Here is a 15,479-nt window from a genome sequence, read left to right as displayed (position 1 = left end):
GATGGTAGTGTGGGGTTTCCCCATGTGAGAGTAGGTCATCGTCAAGATTAAATTCCAGAACCCCTGATTGCTAACGCAATCAGGGGTTTTGTTTTGGGCGGTCGAAAATTTCACAACCAAGTGGCCTAAAAACTTTGCTCCCGGATCAACTCAATCAGCGCCCTTAACCCGGCCGGCACATGACGCCGCCCTGGATAATAGAGACGCAAGCAGTCAAAAGACGGTGTCCATTCTTCCAGCACGCGCACTAACGTCCCCTTCGCCAAATCTGCGGCTGCATTCCATTCGGTAAGATAGGTCAAGCCCAGCCCCGCCCTGGCAGCCTCGAGCATCAGAGTCGGGTTATCCAGAGTCAAAGCACCCTGCACCTCCACAGCAATCGCTTCGCCATGGCGCTCAAACTCCCAGTGATAGATCGCGCCACTGGGCATTCGGCTGCGAATACAGCGATGGGCGCGCAAATCCAGGGGACTAAGGGGGGTTGGGTGGCTGGCAAAATAGTCCGGGCTACCCAATACAGCAAACCGCTGGGCAGGGCTGATATCAACCGCAATCATGTCTTGAGGCACTGTATCCCCGAGTCGGATCCCTGCATCAAATCCCTGTGCCACGATATCCACCAGGCGTCCCTCAGTAACGATATCCAGCTTCATCCGTGGGTAACGCCGCAGGTATTCCAGTAGCAGGGGCATCACCTGTTTTGCCGCACCCGCCGAGGTATTCAGGCGCAAGGTACCGGTGGGTTCCGTGCTGCGATTTCCCGCCTGTTCCAAAGCTGTGCGAATGCTCAACAGCGCCGGGGTAATCGTCTCGACAAACTCTGCGCCCACTTCGGATAACGACACACTGCGCGTCGTGCGATTGAACAGCCTCACCCCCATCCGCGCTTCAAGCCCTGCGATGGAGTGGCTCAGCGCCGACGTGGATACATTCAACTCGGTCGCCGCAGCACGAAAGCTGCGATGCCGCGCCACGGCCAATACGGCTTCCAGTTCATTAAGTCCGGATGTATTCATTGTCCTGAATTACTCATCAACTCATGCCGATTTGTCCGGCTTATCAGCTGAATCATAGTGACTTACCGTAGGACGCACTAGCTCAGCGTCCCGGAGGACCTATGCACCACATCAACCAGATTTACACCAATGGCGCCTTTGTCACACCTCATGGCGAAGAGCTTTTTGACCTGTTCAATCCGGCTACAGGCCAGAGTATTGGCCAGGTTCGATTGGCAAATGAACAGGACGCCCTGGAGGCTATCTCTGCCGCCAAGCGAGCGTTTACCGAGTTCTCCCAAAGCCCGAAGGAAGTTCGGATCGGCTATCTCAAACGTATGCACGCAGCCGTTGAGTCCGTAGAGGACGAACTCACCGATGCAATCATCGAGGAATACGGTGCCCCGCTATCCCGTGCCCGATGGATGGCCAGGCACGCCGCCAGCGTCCTGCAGGATGCTGCTTCAGTGCTTGAGAACTACAACTTCTCCCGTCGCATCGGCATCGCCGAAGTAGTCATGCAGCCGTTGGGTGTAGCCGGATTGATCACCCCTTGGAACAGCAACGCCGGTTTCATTTGCGCAAAGCTCGGCGCCGCATTGGCCGCAGGCTGTACTGCGGTGATCAAACCGAGTGAGATGAGCGCCATCCAGACCTCTATCGTCACCCGTGCACTCCATGAAGCGGGGCTGCCTCCCGGCGTGTTCAACATCGTCACCGGCCGTGGCGAAACCGTAGGCGCCGTATTGAGCGCTCATCCCGACATCGCAAAAGTCTCCTTCACCGGCTCCACCGCTGTCGGCAAAACGATCCTGCGTACTGGCGCCGAGACCCTGAAGCGCGTCACCCTGGAACTGGGCGGCAAATCACCAGTGCTGATTCTCGATGATGCAGACCTCAAGACGGCCGTGCCCATGGCACTTCAGGCCGGCTTCATGAACAGCGGCCAGGCCTGCATTGCCGGCACCCGAATCCTGGTACCTGAAACTCGCCTGGCTGAAGTTGAAGCGCTGATGGTCGAGGAGGTAGCCAGGGTAAAGGCTGGCAACCCTCGTGATCCGGCCACCGCGGTCGGTCCGATGGTCAGTCAGAAACAATGGGAGCGGGTGCAGCGCTACATCCATATCGGCACCCAGGAGGGGGCTCATCTATTGGCCGGTGGCCCCGGTTTGCCAGAAGGCATCAACGCTGGCTGGTTCGTAAAACCAACTGTATTCAGCCGTGTGACCAACCCAATGACCATCGCCCGTGAGGAAATCTTCGGCCCGGTGCTATCGATCATTACCTACACAACCGAGGACGAAGCACTGGCCATCGCCAACGACACGCCCTACGGCCTCCAGGCGTACATCCTCTCATCGAATCCCGAACGCGCCCGCAGGCTGGCCAGCCACATAGACGCCGGCCGAGTCCTGATCAATACCCTGGCCCACGAACCATTTGCACCGTTTGGCGGTTTCAAACAATCGGGTATCGGCCGCGAGTACGGGACATTCGGCCTGGAAGCTTTCCTGGAGCCCAAGTCGATCCTGAGTTGAGTTCTCAGCATAAAAACGCATGAATAAGGTCAACGCCCCAAACCAAAGTGCATGAACAGGCTCCATAAGCACACCGTTCAGGGAAATCGATGCAAAGTGTTTCTGCATTTTTGGTATGGTGCAGCACATTTTCCCAGGGATTGATTTCTCCTCCGCAGGAAGCGGCGTCGACCTTATTCAACGAGATGCTGTAGAAATGCCTGAACCGATACCGATCAAGGATCACGAAAACGAAAACCGACTGGTCAACAAGCGGCTGCTGGCCTGTGCACTGCTGGTGATCGGCATCACCTGCGCCTTGGTTGGCAGGATGTACTTCCTGCAGGTGGTGCAGTACGACTATCACTCCACCATTTCCGAAAACAACCGCGTCCATGTCCTGCCGATTACACCGACGCGTGGCCTGATCTATGACCGCAACGGCGTGGTCCTCGCCGACAACCGCCCCAGTTACAACCTGATTATCACCCGTGAGCGCACAACCGACCTCAAGGGAGAACTGGACGCCATTGTCAGCCTCCTGCACCTGCCCGCCGAAGACCGTGGCGTATTTGATAAAGCGCTGAAGCAGGCGCGTCATCCCTTCGTGCCCGTCACCCTGTTTTACGAGCTGACCGAAGAACAGATCGCCGTGCTGGCCGTCAACGAATTCCGCCTGCCGGGCGTAGACGTCGAGCCTCAGTTCGTCCGCCATTACCCGCTGGGCGCGCACTTTGCCCACTCCATCGGCTACGTAGGCCGGATCAACGAAAAAGAATCCAAGGCACTCGACTCGGTGGAATACCGAGGTACGCAGTCCATCGGTAAAACCGGGATCGAGCGCTTCTACGAGTCGGAGTTGCATGGCCACGTTGGCTATGAAGAAGTTGAAACCAACGCCCAGGGCCGTGTGCTGCGGGTGCTCAAGCATACCGACCCGATCCCTGGCAAAAACATCGTGCTGAGCCTGGACGTCAAACTCCAGGAAGCCGCCGAAGAAGCCCTCGGTGATCGTCGCGGTTCGGTGGTGGCACTGGACCCGGCCACCGGCGAAGTCCTGGCGATGGTCAGCAAGCCGAGCTTTGACCCGAACCTCTTTGTCACCGGCATCAGCTTCAAGGAATACGCCGCGCTTCACGACTCCCTCGACCGGCCGCTGTTCAACCGCGTGCTGCGCGGGCTCTACGCACCGGGTTCGACGATCAAGCCGGAAGTGGCGATTGCCGGCCTCGACAGCGGGGTGGTCACCGCCCAGACCCGCGTCTTCGACCCCGGCTACTACCAACTCCCGGACTTCGACCACAAATACCGCAACTGGAACCACAGCGGCGACGGCTGGGTGGACATGGACGCGGCGATCATGCGCTCCAACGACACCTACTTCTATGACCTGGCCCACAAGCTGGGCATCGACCGCCTGCACGACTACCTGGCCGAGTTCGGCCTCGGCCAGAAAGTCTCCCTGGACATGTTCGAAGAGTCAGCCGGCTTGATGCCGTCCCAGGCCTGGAAGCGCGCCACCCGGCGCCAACCGTGGTTCCCGGGTGAAACCGTGATCCTCGGCATCGGCCAGGGCTACATGCAGGTCACCCCGTTGCAACTGGCCCAGGCCACTGCGCTGATCGCCAACAAAGGCGTGTGGAACCGACCGCACCTGGCCAAGACCATCAACGGCGTGGCGCCGGTGGATGAAAACCCGATGCCCAACGTCGTCCTCAAAGACCCGCGCGATTGGGAGCAGGTCAACCACGGCATGCAGTTGGTTATGCATGACCCACGTGGTATCGCCCGGGCGGCGGCGGCCGGCGCGCAATACCGGATTGCCGGCAAGAGTGGTACCGCGCAGGTGGTGGCGATCAAGCAGGGCGAGCGCTACAACCGCCTCAAGACTCTGGAGCGCAACCGAGACAACGCCTTGTTCGTCGGCTTCGCTCCGGCGGAGCACCCGCGCATCGTGATTTCAGTAATGATCGAAAACGGCGAGGCCGGTGGCCGGGTGGCGGGTCCGGTGGTGCGCCAGATCATGGACGCCTGGCTGCTCGATCAGGAAGGCCACCTGAAGCCGCAGTACGCGACCCCCAGCAAGGCGCCGGGTGATCCTCACGTCTGACGCTACGAGGGCATGATGCCGGTCATGCCCCATCCCTTTTTAAAGGTTGCGCATTGGTCGATGTCGCCTACTGTCAATACAGGAGGTGTCTCATGCACGAATCAAATGAAATCAAACGCAAAGTCCTGCTCAACGCTCCACGTCAACGCGTCTGGGAAGCACTGACCGACGCCGAGCAATTCGGCAACTGGTTTGGCATCGCCCTCAAGGGCAAGCAGTTCGCACCGGGTCGGGCCATTGAAGCCCCGATCACGTACCCCGGTTACGAGCACGTGGTGTGGAAGGCGAAAATCGAGCGCCTTGAGCCACAGGCGCGGTTCTCTTTCAGCTGGCATCCCTACGCCGTAGACAACGACGTGGATTACGACACGGAAACCCCCACCCTGGTGGAATTCACCCTTGAGGATCACGCCGAAGGCATCCTGTTGCGGGTGGTGGAGTCAGGTTTTGACGGGATTCCCGACGCTCGCCGCCAGAAAGCCTACAAGAAGAACTCCCGAGGCTGGGACGATCAGATGAACAATATCGAAGAGTACCTGGCGAAATCCCATCAGCCTTGAGCTGATGGGACGCCACAGCCGTCAGCCTTCGTGGGCGGTGCTGATTTCCAGGGTGTCGGTGTAGGTCACCAACACGCTTTGGCCGACCTTGAGGTCTTTGAGGCCGGCGCGGATTTGCGGTTTTTCCACGGTCAGCACTTTGCTCTGGCCCGCCGGGTTTTCCAGGGTCACCTGGTTTTTCGCCAGGTCGATATGGGTGATCTTTAACTGTACCTGCACCTGGCGGAAGGCAGCACCGCCCGGGTTCGGGTTATCTGCGGTGGCGCGCAGCACGCCGGTTTTCTCGGTGGCGTCCGGTGCGCTCTTGTCGATGTCGGTGTCCAGTACGGCGGCGACCGAGTGGGTCACCAGCACCTTGACCTGATCGCCGACCTTCAGATTCCCCAAGTCCTTGGCCTGGTCGCTGAGTTGTACATGCACCTCACGACCTTCGGCGCCTTGGAGCACCACCTGATGATTGGCGGCATCCACTTTAAGCACCTTGGTGGTCACCTCGTCGGCCTCCAGGGACTTGGACAGCGGGATATCGGCGGCATGTGCCGTCAGGGCGCCAGCGGACAGCAGGGTTGCCAGGGCAATCGCCTGGCGAAGAGGGCGGAATACGTTCATTGAATGGACTTCCATGTGAGAGGAGTCTTGAGTCTAGTGGCGAGTCTGACATTCGCAAATTCACTGCGCTGGTCGACCGCTACGCATGAGTGGTTGCATTGCGCCATAGGTCCCGCAGATAATGAGATGAATTATCATTAGCGTCCGGCAGTTCTGCGTGTCCACCCCTACTGATCCCAAGGTCCTGCTGGCAACTCTCTATGACGATAACCATCGCTGGTTGCGTGCGTGGTTGTATCGGCAATTGAAGTGCCCGCAAGACGCCGCCGACCTGACCCAGGACACCTTCATCCGGCTCTTGGATGCTCGGCAACTGACCCAACTCGACGAGCCCCGCGCCTTCCTCAGCACGGTGGCGCGGCGCCTGCTGTTCAGCTTCTGGCGACGCAAGCGGCTGGAGCAAACCTATCTCGACAGCCTGGCGCAATGGCCGGACTGCTTCACGCCCTCGGAGGAAGACCTGGCGCTGGTACGCGAGGCGCTGGAAAGCATTGATCGCCTGCTTCACGGCTTACCCGCACGGGTACGTAAAACCTTTGTCCTCAGCCGTCTGGAAGGGTTGTCCCAGCCAGTGATCGCGGCGCAATTGGGTGTTTCGCTGGCCACCGTAGAGCGTGATTTGCGCCGGGCCTTCCTGCATTGCCTGGCGGAATCGGCGGAGTTCACATGAGCGGGCCCAAGGTCGATGACAGCACCCGCGCCGCTGTCGATTGGCTGCTGCGCCTGGAAGCGGGCGGCGATGATCCGGACCTGCGCCAGGCCTTCGAGGCCTGGATAGTTGCAAGCCCGCAACACGGCGTGGCCTGGGAGCGGGTTGGTAGCCTGTTACAGCAGCCGATTGCCGATTTGCAGCGTATCGATGCCCACAGTCCGGGCCATATGCACGCCGCCGCACAGGCACTGTCAACGCCGGATTCAGCATCACGGCGCAAGGTCTTGCGCAGCGGGTTGGCCCTGGTGCTGTTTGGTGTGAGCGGCGCCGCGATCTTTGATCGAACCCAGCCGATCAGTGGGCTGTGGGCCGATCGACGCACCGCGACCGGCGAGCGCCGTACCTTTCAACTGGCAGATGGCAGCAGCCTGACCCTGAACGCCCGCAGCTCGGTGGATATCCAGTTCACCGAGCAACGCCGCCTGGTGCGCCTGCGTGAAGGCCAGGTGTTTGTCGACGTGGCACGCGACCCCCGCCGACCGTTTGTGATCGCCACCGCCCAAGGCGAAGTGCAGGCCCTCGGCACACAGTTCATGGTCAGCCAGGAAGCGGTCGGCAGCCTGACATCGGTGCAATTGCACAGCGTTCAAGTCGCCACCCTTGGTGGCAGCCAGCGCCGGGTAGCGGCGGGGGGGGCCGCATGGTTCAGTGACGTTGAGGTGCGCGCGGTGCCGATGTCGCTGCGCAGCCGGGTGGACTGGCGCGACGGCCGTATTGAGATGCGGGATGAACCACTGGGCCTGTTGATCGACGCCCTGCGGCCCTATCGCCGGGGTGTACTGCGCCTCAGCACGCAAGCGGCGAAGCTGCGGATCTACGGCGTGTTCCCCCTGGATGATCCGGAGCAGACCCTGCAATCCCTCGCACAAACCTTCCCGCTGCACATCAGCCGTTATGGTTCATGGCTCACGCTGATTGACCTGCGTTAGGCCGATGGGAATTATTTTCAATTGGCATGAGGGGATCGCTCGTCTCGCTGGTCAAGGTTAGGGAACGTCCACCTGACAACGAGCCTTCTCACCCATGACACCTTTGATGATCCGCCCCTGCCTGCTGACTCTCGCCGTTACCCTGGCCGTGATTGGCCAACCCGCCGTGGCGCTGGCCGACACGGGTAACAGCGTGGTCCGGTATTTCGACCTGCCCGCTGCCGACCTTGGCGACAGCCTGAGCCGCTTGTCCCGCGAAAGCGGACGCACACTCTCGGCCAATCCGGCGTTGCTCCAGGGGCGCCGCGCGCCTGCCTTGCGCGGGCCGTTCAGCCCGGAGCAAGCCGCGCAGCAACTGCTGGCGGGCAGCGGCCTGGGCCTGAGCGTCACCGAGAACGGCACCTGGACCCTGTACCTGCTTCCCCAGGGCGGCGCCTTGAACCTGGGCGCTACCACGGTCACCGGGCAAACCGCCGAAAATGCCTGGGGCCCGGTGGACGGTTATGTCGCCACCCGCAGTGCCACCGGCACCAAGACCGATACGCCGATCATGGAGATCCCGCAGACGGTCAACGTGGTGACCGCCGACCAGATCAAGGTTCAGGGCGCGCGTAACGTCACCCAGGCATTGCGCTATACGCCGGGCATCGACACCAACGGCTACACCGACCGTAACACCACCTCCGACGAAGTGGGTAGCCGCGGTTTCGCACCGACCTTGCTGTACCTTGACGGCGCCTATCTGCCCTACGCCGGCAGCCTCGGCGGCGCGCCGCAAATCGACCCCTACACCCTGGAGCGTATCGAAGTGCTCAAGGGCCCGGCGTCTGTTTTGTACGGCCAGAACCAACCGGGTGGCATGGTCAACCTGGTGTCCAAGCGACCGACCACCGACGCCCGGCATCAGGTCAAGCTTGGCATCGGCAGTTATGACCGGGTCAACGGTGCGGTGGATGTCAGTGGCCCGATCGACGAGGAAAAGACCCTGAGCTATCGCCTGATCGGCCTGGTCAAGGACGGCAACGAAATGGTCGACCACACCTCCGACTCACGCACCTTGATTGCCCCCAGCCTGACCTGGGCGCCGAACGACGACACCGCCCTGACCGTGTACGCGCAACTCCAGCGTGACAAGGCCTTGGCCGACTACCAGGCGCTGCCTTCAATCGGCACGCTGTACCGCAACTCCCAGGGCCGGCACATCGACCGCGACGCGTTCCTCGGCGACTCCGACTGGAACAACTACATCCGTGACCAATACGTGCTGGGCTATGACTTCTCCCATGCCTTCAGCGACACCCTGGAATATCGCCAGACAGCACGTTTCACCGACGTCAACGACCGCTACAAAGGCTTCTACCTGAACCGCTTCGCCACGCTCCCCGACGGCAGCACCGACGATACCCGCGCCACCCGCACCAAGCTGGACTGGCGCCAACACAACTCGGCCTACACCATCGATAACAACCTGCAGGCCAAGTTCTCCACCGGCACCCTTGAACATACGCTGCTGACGGGCGTCGACTACCGTCAGTTCACCCGCAAGTACCAGGGTTACAACCTCTACAACGCGGAGATCATCGACCTGTACAAACCCACCAACTACCACACCTTTGGCCAGCCCGTGCTGACCACCAAGTGGAACAATACGGTGGAGCAAACCGGCCTGTATGCCCAGGACCAGATCAAGTTTGATCGCTTTATCCTCACTATCGGCCTGCGTGAAGACTGGGCCGAAGTGGTGAACCGCGACCTGCTGGCCCACAGCGACGTCAGCCAGAAAGACAAGAAACTCACGCGCCGTATCGGCCTGGCCTACCTCACCGATTTCGGCCTGGCGCCTTACGTCAGCTATGCCGAATCGTTTTTCCCAAGCACCGGCAGCCAGGCCCCGCAACGGGGGAGCCAGGCATTCAAGCCGGTGGAGGGTGAGCAGTACGAAGCGGGGCTCAAGTACCAGCCCAACGACAGCTCGTTGCTGACGCTGTCGGTGTTCCAGATCAAGCAGAAAAACGTGCTGACCGGCGACCTGGTGTTTCCCGAGTATCAACTTCAGGAAGGCGAAGTGCGTTCCCGTGGCGTCGAGTTTGAGGGCAAGGCGCGGGTCGGTCAGGTCGAGCTGATTGGTGCGCTGTCCTACCTGGACTCGTTCTACACCAAGAGCAATTACGGCAATGAAGGCAACCGCAACGAGGCCCAGGCGCCGTGGACCGGCAGTGTATGGGCCGACTATCACTTCGCCAGCGAGGCTCTGGCCGGCCTGACCCTGGGCGGTGGCGCGCGTTATACCGGCAAGAAATACGGCGACTCGGACAACACCTTCAAGGTCCCGTCCTTCGTGGTGTATGACGCCACGGTCAGCTACGACCTGAGCCGCGTCAGCCCCACCTTCAAGGGCGCTGAAGCCAGCCTCAACGTGCAGAACGTGTTCAACCGCGATTACGTTTCGTCCTGCAACTACGCCTTCGGTTGTTACTACGGCCAGGAGCGCACCGCGTCCCTGGCCGTTACCTACGACTGGTGAGCTACTTGATCACCACCGGATTCACCGGCGCACCACTGCCTCCGACAATCTTCAACGGTGCGGCGGTGTAGAGGAATTTCCACTGGCCGTCGTCCGCACAGTCGGCGGCCAGTTCCTCCAGCAACACGATTTCGGTGAAGGCGATCCCCAGGTTGCGCATCAGCGCGCAATGCAGCGGAATCTGCACCCCGGACACCGGGTCGGTGATCACTTCGTTGGCGATGGTGTCGGTCACAAGGTTGGGGATTTCCATGTCGTGGAACCACTCCACCAGTTCCCGGCTGTAGGTCAGCCCCGGCTCCATCAGGTCCTTGAAGAACTCGGCTTTACCCAGTTCATAAAACGCCCCCATGGAGCCGGTGCGGATGATCAGGATGTCGCGCTTTTCAATGGTTACGCCCTGGGCTTTGGCGGCTTCAAGCAAGTCCAGGTGGTTGAAGGTTTCGCCGCGGCCCAGGCACTTCTTGCCGCGATGGCGGGCCATGTCGATCAGTACGGCGCGGCCCACCACGCCGCGTTCGGCAATCGCCAGCACGCTGGCCTTGGCCATGCCGCCGACGGTGGTCTGGGCGTCGTAGCCGTTCCACAGTTGATTGTCGTACCAGGCGTGGCCGAGGGCGTCGTACTGGGTCGAGCCTTGCAGCTGCATGAAGATCACATCGTCGGAATACGCCGCGCCGCCGGTCATGTGCGGCTGTTTGCCGAAGTGGTAATGGCTGTGGTCGAGGGTGTTGAAGCGCATCGACGGGTTGCGCGCGGGCCACATCGGGTCACCGTCCGGGTGGCCGATCTGCACTTGCAGGGTAAACGTCTTGCCCTGGCGTACCGAAGCAACGCCCCGCAGTACTTCGGCTTCAGTCAGGTAATTGAGGGCGCCGACTTCGTCGTCCGGTCCCCATTTACCCCAGTTCTTTGGCAGGCCTTCAAGCAATTCCCGGGTGTTCGGCTCGTTCTTATTATGAAGATCACACATAGCAATTCCGGTCCCTGTGAGAGTGAGTTACACGCAGCGCCCGCCATCGACTTCAAGGCACGTGCCGGTGATGAACGCCGCTTCGTCCGACGCCAGGTACAGGCAGGCGTTGGCCACATCTTGCGGGGTGGAAAAGCGCCCCAGGGGAATGGTCGCCATGAACTTCTGGCGGTTTTCCGGGGTGTCCGGCACGCCCATGAATTCGCTGAGCAAGGCCGTGGCACCCACTACCGGATTCACGCAGTTGACGCGGATATTGTCCGGTCCCAGCTCTGCCGCCATGGTCTTGCTCATGACCACCACTGCACCCTTGCTGCCGTTATACCAGACCAGTCCCGGACGCGGACGGATCGCCGCCGTCGAGGCAATGTTGACGAACACACCGGCGCCCTGGCCGCGAAAGTGCGGCACAAAATGCTTGGCGCTGAGGAAGATGCTTTTGACGTTGACTGCAAATACCCGGTCGAACTCGGCCTCGTCGACTTCCAGCATGGGCCGGTTGCGGTGGGTGGTGCCAGCGTTGTTGATGACGATATCCAGGCCGCCGAACTGTTCCAGGGTGCCGCGCAGCAGGGCGCCCATGCTTTCATCATTGGCTACGTTGACCTCGATGAAATGCGCATGGCCGCCGCTTTCGGCGATTTCATTGACCACCCGCTCGCCACCGACGGCATTCATGTCGGCGACGATGACCTTGGCGCCCTGGCGGGCAAAAGTCTTGGCGATGCCCTCGCCAAAACCCGAGCCGGCGCCGGTGACGATCGCAACTTTATTGGCTAAACGCATGGTGTGTTCTCCGTTCTTGTTGTTGTGAGGAATCAACCGTGTTTGATCGCAATGGTCTTCAAGGTGGTAAAGCCCAGCAGCGCCTCGAAGCCTTTTTCCCGGCCATAACCGCTGGCCTTCACGCCGCCGAATGGCAGTTCGACGCCGCCCCCGGCCCCGTAGTTATTGATGAACACCTGGCCGCAGCGCAGCTTGCGGGCCAGGCGCATTTGGCGGGCGCCGTCGCGGGTCCACACGCCGGCCACCAGGCCGAACTCGGTACCGTTGGCCAGGCGAACGGCTTCGGCTTCGTCGTCGAAAGGCATCACCGCCAGCACCGGGCCGAACACTTCCTGTTGCGCCAGGCGACTGTCTGGCGGCACGTCGCGAAACAGTACCGCCTCCTGGAAATACCCACCGCTGCCAGCCTCGGCCACCACCGTGCCGCGGGCAGCGACGGTGATCCCGGCCTGTTCGGCTTCGCGAATGAACTCGCGCACCTGGCGTTGCTGCTTCTGGTTGATCAGCGGGCCCATGTCCAGGTCCAGCGCCGAAGGCCCGGCACGCAGCTCGGAAAAACGCTGGCTGAGGCGCGTAATCAGGCTTTCGTAAATGCTGCGCTCCACCAGCAAGCGGCTGCCGGCGGAGCAGGTTTGCCCACAGTTCTGCACGATGGCATTGACCAGCACCGGCAGCGCTTCATCCAGGTCGGCGTCGGCGAACACCAGTTGGGGCGACTTGCCGCCCAACTCCAGGGTCACCGGGCAGTGGCGCTCGGCGGCGGCTTTCGACACCGCCGTGCCGGTAGCAGTTGAGCCGGTGAAGGAGATGTGATCGATGCCCGGGTGCGCGCACAACGCCGCGCCGGCTTCGTAGCCATAACCGGTGACCACATTGATCGCGCCGGCCGGAAAGCCCACTTCGGCAGCAATCTGCGCCAGGCGCAGCAACGACAAACTGGCATCTTCCGCCGGCTTGATCACACAGGCATTGCCCGCCGCCAGCGAGGCGCCGACACTGCGCCCGAAAATCTGCATCGGATAATTCCACGGGATGATATGCCCGGTCACGCCATGGGGTTCGCGTACCGTCAGCACGGTGTAGCCCGCTTGATACGGCAAGGTTTCGCCGTGCAACTTGTCGGCGGCACCGGCGTAGTACTCGAAATAACGGGCGAGGGCGGTGGCATCGGCGCGGGCGACTTTCAAGGCCTTACCGGTGTCCCGCGCTTCGATCTGCGCCAGTTCCTCATGATGCTCCAGCACGGCCGCGCCGAGCCTGGCCAGCAGGCGACTGCGCTCCACGGCAGACAACGTTCCCCACGGCCCATCGAAGGTTTCCCCCAGCGCCTGCCGTGCGGCACTGATCGCCGCATCGATATCGGCGGCCGTGCCACGGGCAATGCTCGAATAGGTTTCGCCGGTGCTCGGGTCGATCACCGGAATGTCTTCCCGCGAGGTCGACGTCTGCCATTGGTTGGCGATGTAATGTGCGTTGGTCATGTTCAGCTCCTGTTCCCTGCGACGCATTCGGCGATGGCGCGGCCCAGTTCGACGGTGCTGGCGCTGCCGCCCATTTCCCGGGTGCGCGGGCCTTCGGCAAGCACCGTTTCGATGGCGGACACGATGGCCGCCGCCGCTTCCTGGTACAGCGGATTGCCGTCGCCGAGGTGTTCGATCATCAGCGCTGCCGACCAGATCTGCCCGATGGGATTGGCAACGCCGAGGCCGGCAATGTCCGGCGCCGAGCCGTGCACCGGTTCAAACAACGACGGGTAGCGCCGCTCCGGATTGAGGTTGGCCGACGGTGCAATACCGATGGTGCCGGTGCACGCCGGGCCCAGGTCGGAAAGGATGTCGCCAAACAGATTGGAGGCCACCACCACATCGAACCAGTCGGGATGCTGCACGAAGTGCGCACACAGAATGTCGATGTGGAACTTGGCCGTTTTCACGTCCGGGTAGCGCCGGGCAATTTCGTTCACCCGCTCGTCCCAGAACGGCATGGTGATCGAAATGCCATTGGATTTGGTCGCCGCCACCAGGTTTTTCCGGGGCCGCTGTTGCGCGAGCTTGAAGGCGTAGTCCACCACGCGGTCCACGCCTTCGCGGGAGAAGATCGACTCCTGCACCGCAATTTCCCGCGAAGTGCCTTCCCACATGCGCCCGCCAACACTGGAGTATTCGCCTTCGGTGTTTTCCCGCACCACGATAAAATCGATGTCTCCCGGCACGCGGCCGACCAGCGGGCAGGGCACGCCGGGCATCAGGCGTACGGGGCGGATATTCACGTATTGATCGAACTGACGGCGGATCTTCAGCAGCGACTCCCACACGGCGGTGTGGTCGGCAACGATGTCGGGCGCACCGACGGCGCCGAAGAAGATCGCGTCATGGCTGCCGATCTGCTCGGCCCAGTCGTCGGGCATCATCGTGCCGTGGGCCAGGTAGTGCTCGCTGCACCAGGCAAAGTGGTCGAAGTGAAAGTGAATACCGAAGCGCCGGCTGACGGCCTCCAGTACCCGCAGGCCTTCGGGCACCACTTCGCGGCCGATGCCGTCGCCGGGAATCACGGCGATGCGGTGGGTGGAGCGGGTGTTGGAATGGGACACGCCGTGTCTCCTGTGTTGTTTTTATAGGAAGGTCTGGCGAGGGCATTCTTGGCACAGCTGCAGCAACAGGGGAATTGCTAATTGTGGAATCGGCCTTCGCAAAATTCGAAGGCCGAAGATTTACGCCGGGTTGGCGCTGAGGTAGTCGAACAGCGCCAGGCTGGTCAGTGAAGGCTGTTCCTTGCGCATGCACAGGTACATCTGTCGGTCGGCCCAACTGTCGTCGATTTCGATAAAGCGCAAGGCCATCTCCTTACGGAAAATCTGCACCGCCCCTTGTGGCAGCACGCCCACGCCCTGGCCGGCAGCGATCAAGCGGCACACTGCTTCGAAACTGCGCACCTGCATCCGCAGCCGCAACGGCATGCCGATGGCGGCGGCGGCTTCGCTGATCAACGGGGTGATGGCGGCGTTGTCTTCCAGCCCGACAAAGTCATAGCCGAGTAAATCCTCAAAACGCGCATGGCGCATTTTCAACGGATGATCATTGGGTACGATCAGGCACAGGCGATCCTGGCAGTAGGGCTCAAAGCGCAGCTCTTCGCCGCTGGAGCGGGTGGTGACGATGCCCACATCCGCCACGCCTTCACGTACGGCCTGGAGAATTTCCCGGCTGCGCTCTTCGCGAATATCCAGGCGGATGCCCGGGTGCAAGGTATTCCATTGGGTCAGTTGGCGCGGCAGTTCCTGGCTCATCGCCGAACTGTTGGCGTACAGGCACACCCGGCCGGTGGCGCCCTTGGCGTAGTCGGCGAGGTCGGCGTGCATGCCGTCCACCGCCCGCAGGATCGACTGCGCATGCTGGGCCAACACGTCCCCGGCCGCCGTCGGCGAAACGCCGGTGGAGGTGCGGGTCAGCAGGGCCACCTTGAAGTGCTGCTCCAGCAGCGACAGGCGCCGGCTGGCGGCAGAGAGGGAGAGGTGGGATTGCTCGGCCGCCCGGGACAGGTTGCCCAGCTTGACCGCCTTGAGGAACAGCTCGATGGAAGTGAGGTCGGGGGACATGCCGGGGTCCTTGTGCGCAGTGGGTGAAAAACTACGCAGTTGGCACGCGGCTGTCCAATATCCGGCAAACAAAAGGGCTGAAAGCAGATCTGCATTTCTGTAGGCGCTGGCTTGCCTGCGATAGCGTCACCGAGGTGCATCTGACACACCGAGGTGCCTGCATCGCAGG

The 15,479-nt window shown here is 61.5% G+C and carries 13 protein-coding genes; 6 read left to right on the top strand and 7 right to left on the bottom strand.

What is annotated here, in order from left to right:
• Positions 1-125: 125 nt before the first annotated feature.
• Positions 126-1,016, bottom strand: coding sequence for a LysR family transcriptional regulator (locus M2400_RS26920; protein ID WP_177048789.1), 891 nt, complete (start codon positions 1,014-1,016; stop codon positions 126-128).
• 101 nt (positions 1,017-1,117) lie between these two features.
• Between M2400_RS26920 and M2400_RS26915 the strand changes: the two genes are divergently transcribed.
• From M2400_RS26915 to M2400_RS26905, 3 genes are all read left to right on the top strand, one after another.
• On the top strand, positions 1,118-2,533 hold the full coding sequence (locus M2400_RS26915; protein ID WP_259198958.1) for an aldehyde dehydrogenase family protein: 1,416 nt from the start codon (positions 1,118-1,120) through the stop codon (positions 2,531-2,533).
• A 196-nt stretch (positions 2,534-2,729) separates the two neighbouring features.
• On the top strand, positions 2,730-4,622 hold the full coding sequence (mrdA, locus tag M2400_RS26910) for a penicillin-binding protein 2 (RefSeq protein ID WP_177048786.1): 1,893 nt from the start codon (positions 2,730-2,732) through the stop codon (positions 4,620-4,622).
• 92 nt (positions 4,623-4,714) lie between these two features.
• Positions 4,715-5,182, top strand: coding sequence for an SRPBCC family protein (locus M2400_RS26905; RefSeq protein ID WP_177078145.1), 468 nt, complete (start codon positions 4,715-4,717; stop codon positions 5,180-5,182).
• 21 nt (positions 5,183-5,203) lie between these two features.
• On the opposite strand, the gene M2400_RS26900 is transcribed toward M2400_RS26905, so the two are convergent.
• Complete coding sequence (locus M2400_RS26900; RefSeq protein WP_177116220.1) at positions 5,204-5,791, bottom strand: hypothetical protein; 588 nt, start codon at positions 5,789-5,791, stop codon at positions 5,204-5,206.
• A gap of 157 nt (positions 5,792-5,948) precedes the next feature.
• Between M2400_RS26900 and M2400_RS26895 the strand changes: the two genes are divergently transcribed.
• From M2400_RS26895 to M2400_RS26885, 3 genes are all read left to right on the top strand, one after another.
• Positions 5,949-6,461, top strand: coding sequence for a sigma-70 family RNA polymerase sigma factor (locus M2400_RS26895; RefSeq protein ID WP_259198957.1), 513 nt, complete (start codon positions 5,949-5,951; stop codon positions 6,459-6,461).
• Complete coding sequence (locus tag M2400_RS26890) at positions 6,458-7,432, top strand: FecR family protein (protein WP_259198956.1); 975 nt, start codon at positions 6,458-6,460, stop codon at positions 7,430-7,432. The genes M2400_RS26895 and M2400_RS26890 overlap by 4 nt, the downstream gene beginning before the upstream one ends.
• 94 nt (positions 7,433-7,526) lie before the next feature.
• Positions 7,527-9,956, top strand: a complete 2,430-nt coding sequence (locus M2400_RS26885) for a TonB-dependent siderophore receptor (protein WP_259198955.1) — start codon at positions 7,527-7,529, stop codon at positions 9,954-9,956.
• A gap of 1 nt (position 9,957) precedes the next feature.
• Here M2400_RS26885 and M2400_RS26880 read toward each other — a convergent pair whose 3' ends face one another.
• From M2400_RS26880 to M2400_RS26860, 5 genes are all read right to left on the bottom strand, one after another.
• Positions 9,958-10,929, bottom strand: a complete 972-nt coding sequence (locus tag M2400_RS26880) for a cyclase family protein (protein ID WP_177048780.1) — start codon at positions 10,927-10,929, stop codon at positions 9,958-9,960.
• A 27-nt stretch (positions 10,930-10,956) separates the two neighbouring features.
• The gene (locus M2400_RS26875) at positions 10,957-11,715 is read right to left on the bottom strand and encodes an SDR family oxidoreductase (protein WP_259198954.1); all 759 of its coding nucleotides are present in this window, start codon (positions 11,713-11,715) and stop codon (positions 10,957-10,959) included.
• Between the two features lie 32 nt (positions 11,716-11,747).
• Entirely contained in the window at positions 11,748-13,196 is a 1,449-nt protein-coding gene (locus tag M2400_RS26870; protein ID WP_259198953.1) for an aldehyde dehydrogenase family protein, read from the bottom strand.
• Between the two features lie 2 nt (positions 13,197-13,198).
• Entirely contained in the window at positions 13,199-14,305 is a 1,107-nt protein-coding gene (locus tag M2400_RS26865) for a tartrate dehydrogenase (RefSeq protein ID WP_259198952.1), read from the bottom strand.
• A gap of 120 nt (positions 14,306-14,425) precedes the next feature.
• Positions 14,426-15,310: a LysR family transcriptional regulator gene (locus M2400_RS26860; RefSeq protein WP_177078155.1), complete on the bottom strand. Its 885-nt coding sequence runs from the start codon at positions 15,308-15,310 to the stop codon at positions 14,426-14,428.
• Between the last annotated feature and the right edge of the window lie 169 nt (positions 15,311-15,479).

The organism is Pseudomonas sp. BIGb0558, assembly GCF_024807515.1.
In the GTDB taxonomy this organism is placed as follows: domain Bacteria; phylum Pseudomonadota; class Gammaproteobacteria; order Pseudomonadales; family Pseudomonadaceae; genus Aquipseudomonas; species Aquipseudomonas yamanorum_A.
The sequence above is the reverse complement of the archived record's forward strand: the minus strand, read 5'-3'. Positions and strand labels throughout refer to the sequence as shown.

Bases quoted from the DNA above. Each gene is read 5' to 3' on its own strand.
- M2400_RS26920 (WP_177048789.1), bottom strand. From the start codon at position 1,016: ATGAATACATCCGGACTTAATGAACTGGAAGCCGTATTGGCCGTGGCG.
- M2400_RS26915 (WP_259198958.1), top strand. From the start codon at position 1,118: ATGCACCACATCAACCAGATTTACACCAATGGCGCCTTTGTCACACCT.
- mrdA (WP_177048786.1), top strand. From the start codon at position 2,730: ATGCCTGAACCGATACCGATCAAGGATCACGAAAACGAAAACCGACTG.
- M2400_RS26905 (WP_177078145.1), top strand. From the start codon at position 4,715: ATGCACGAATCAAATGAAATCAAACGCAAAGTCCTGCTCAACGCTCCA.
- M2400_RS26900 (WP_177116220.1), bottom strand. From the start codon at position 5,791: ATGAACGTATTCCGCCCTCTTCGCCAGGCGATTGCCCTGGCAACCCTG.
- M2400_RS26890 (WP_259198956.1), top strand. From the start codon at position 6,458: ATGAGCGGGCCCAAGGTCGATGACAGCACCCGCGCCGCTGTCGATTGG.
- M2400_RS26885 (WP_259198955.1), top strand. From the start codon at position 7,527: ATGACACCTTTGATGATCCGCCCCTGCCTGCTGACTCTCGCCGTTACC.
- M2400_RS26880 (WP_177048780.1), bottom strand. From the start codon at position 10,929: ATGTGTGATCTTCATAATAAGAACGAGCCGAACACCCGGGAATTGCTT.
- M2400_RS26875 (WP_259198954.1), bottom strand. From the start codon at position 11,715: ATGCGTTTAGCCAATAAAGTTGCGATCGTCACCGGCGCCGGCTCGGGT.
- M2400_RS26870 (WP_259198953.1), bottom strand. From the start codon at position 13,196: ATGACCAACGCACATTACATCGCCAACCAATGGCAGACGTCGACCTCG.
- M2400_RS26860 (WP_177078155.1), bottom strand. From the start codon at position 15,310: ATGTCCCCCGACCTCACTTCCATCGAGCTGTTCCTCAAGGCGGTCAAG.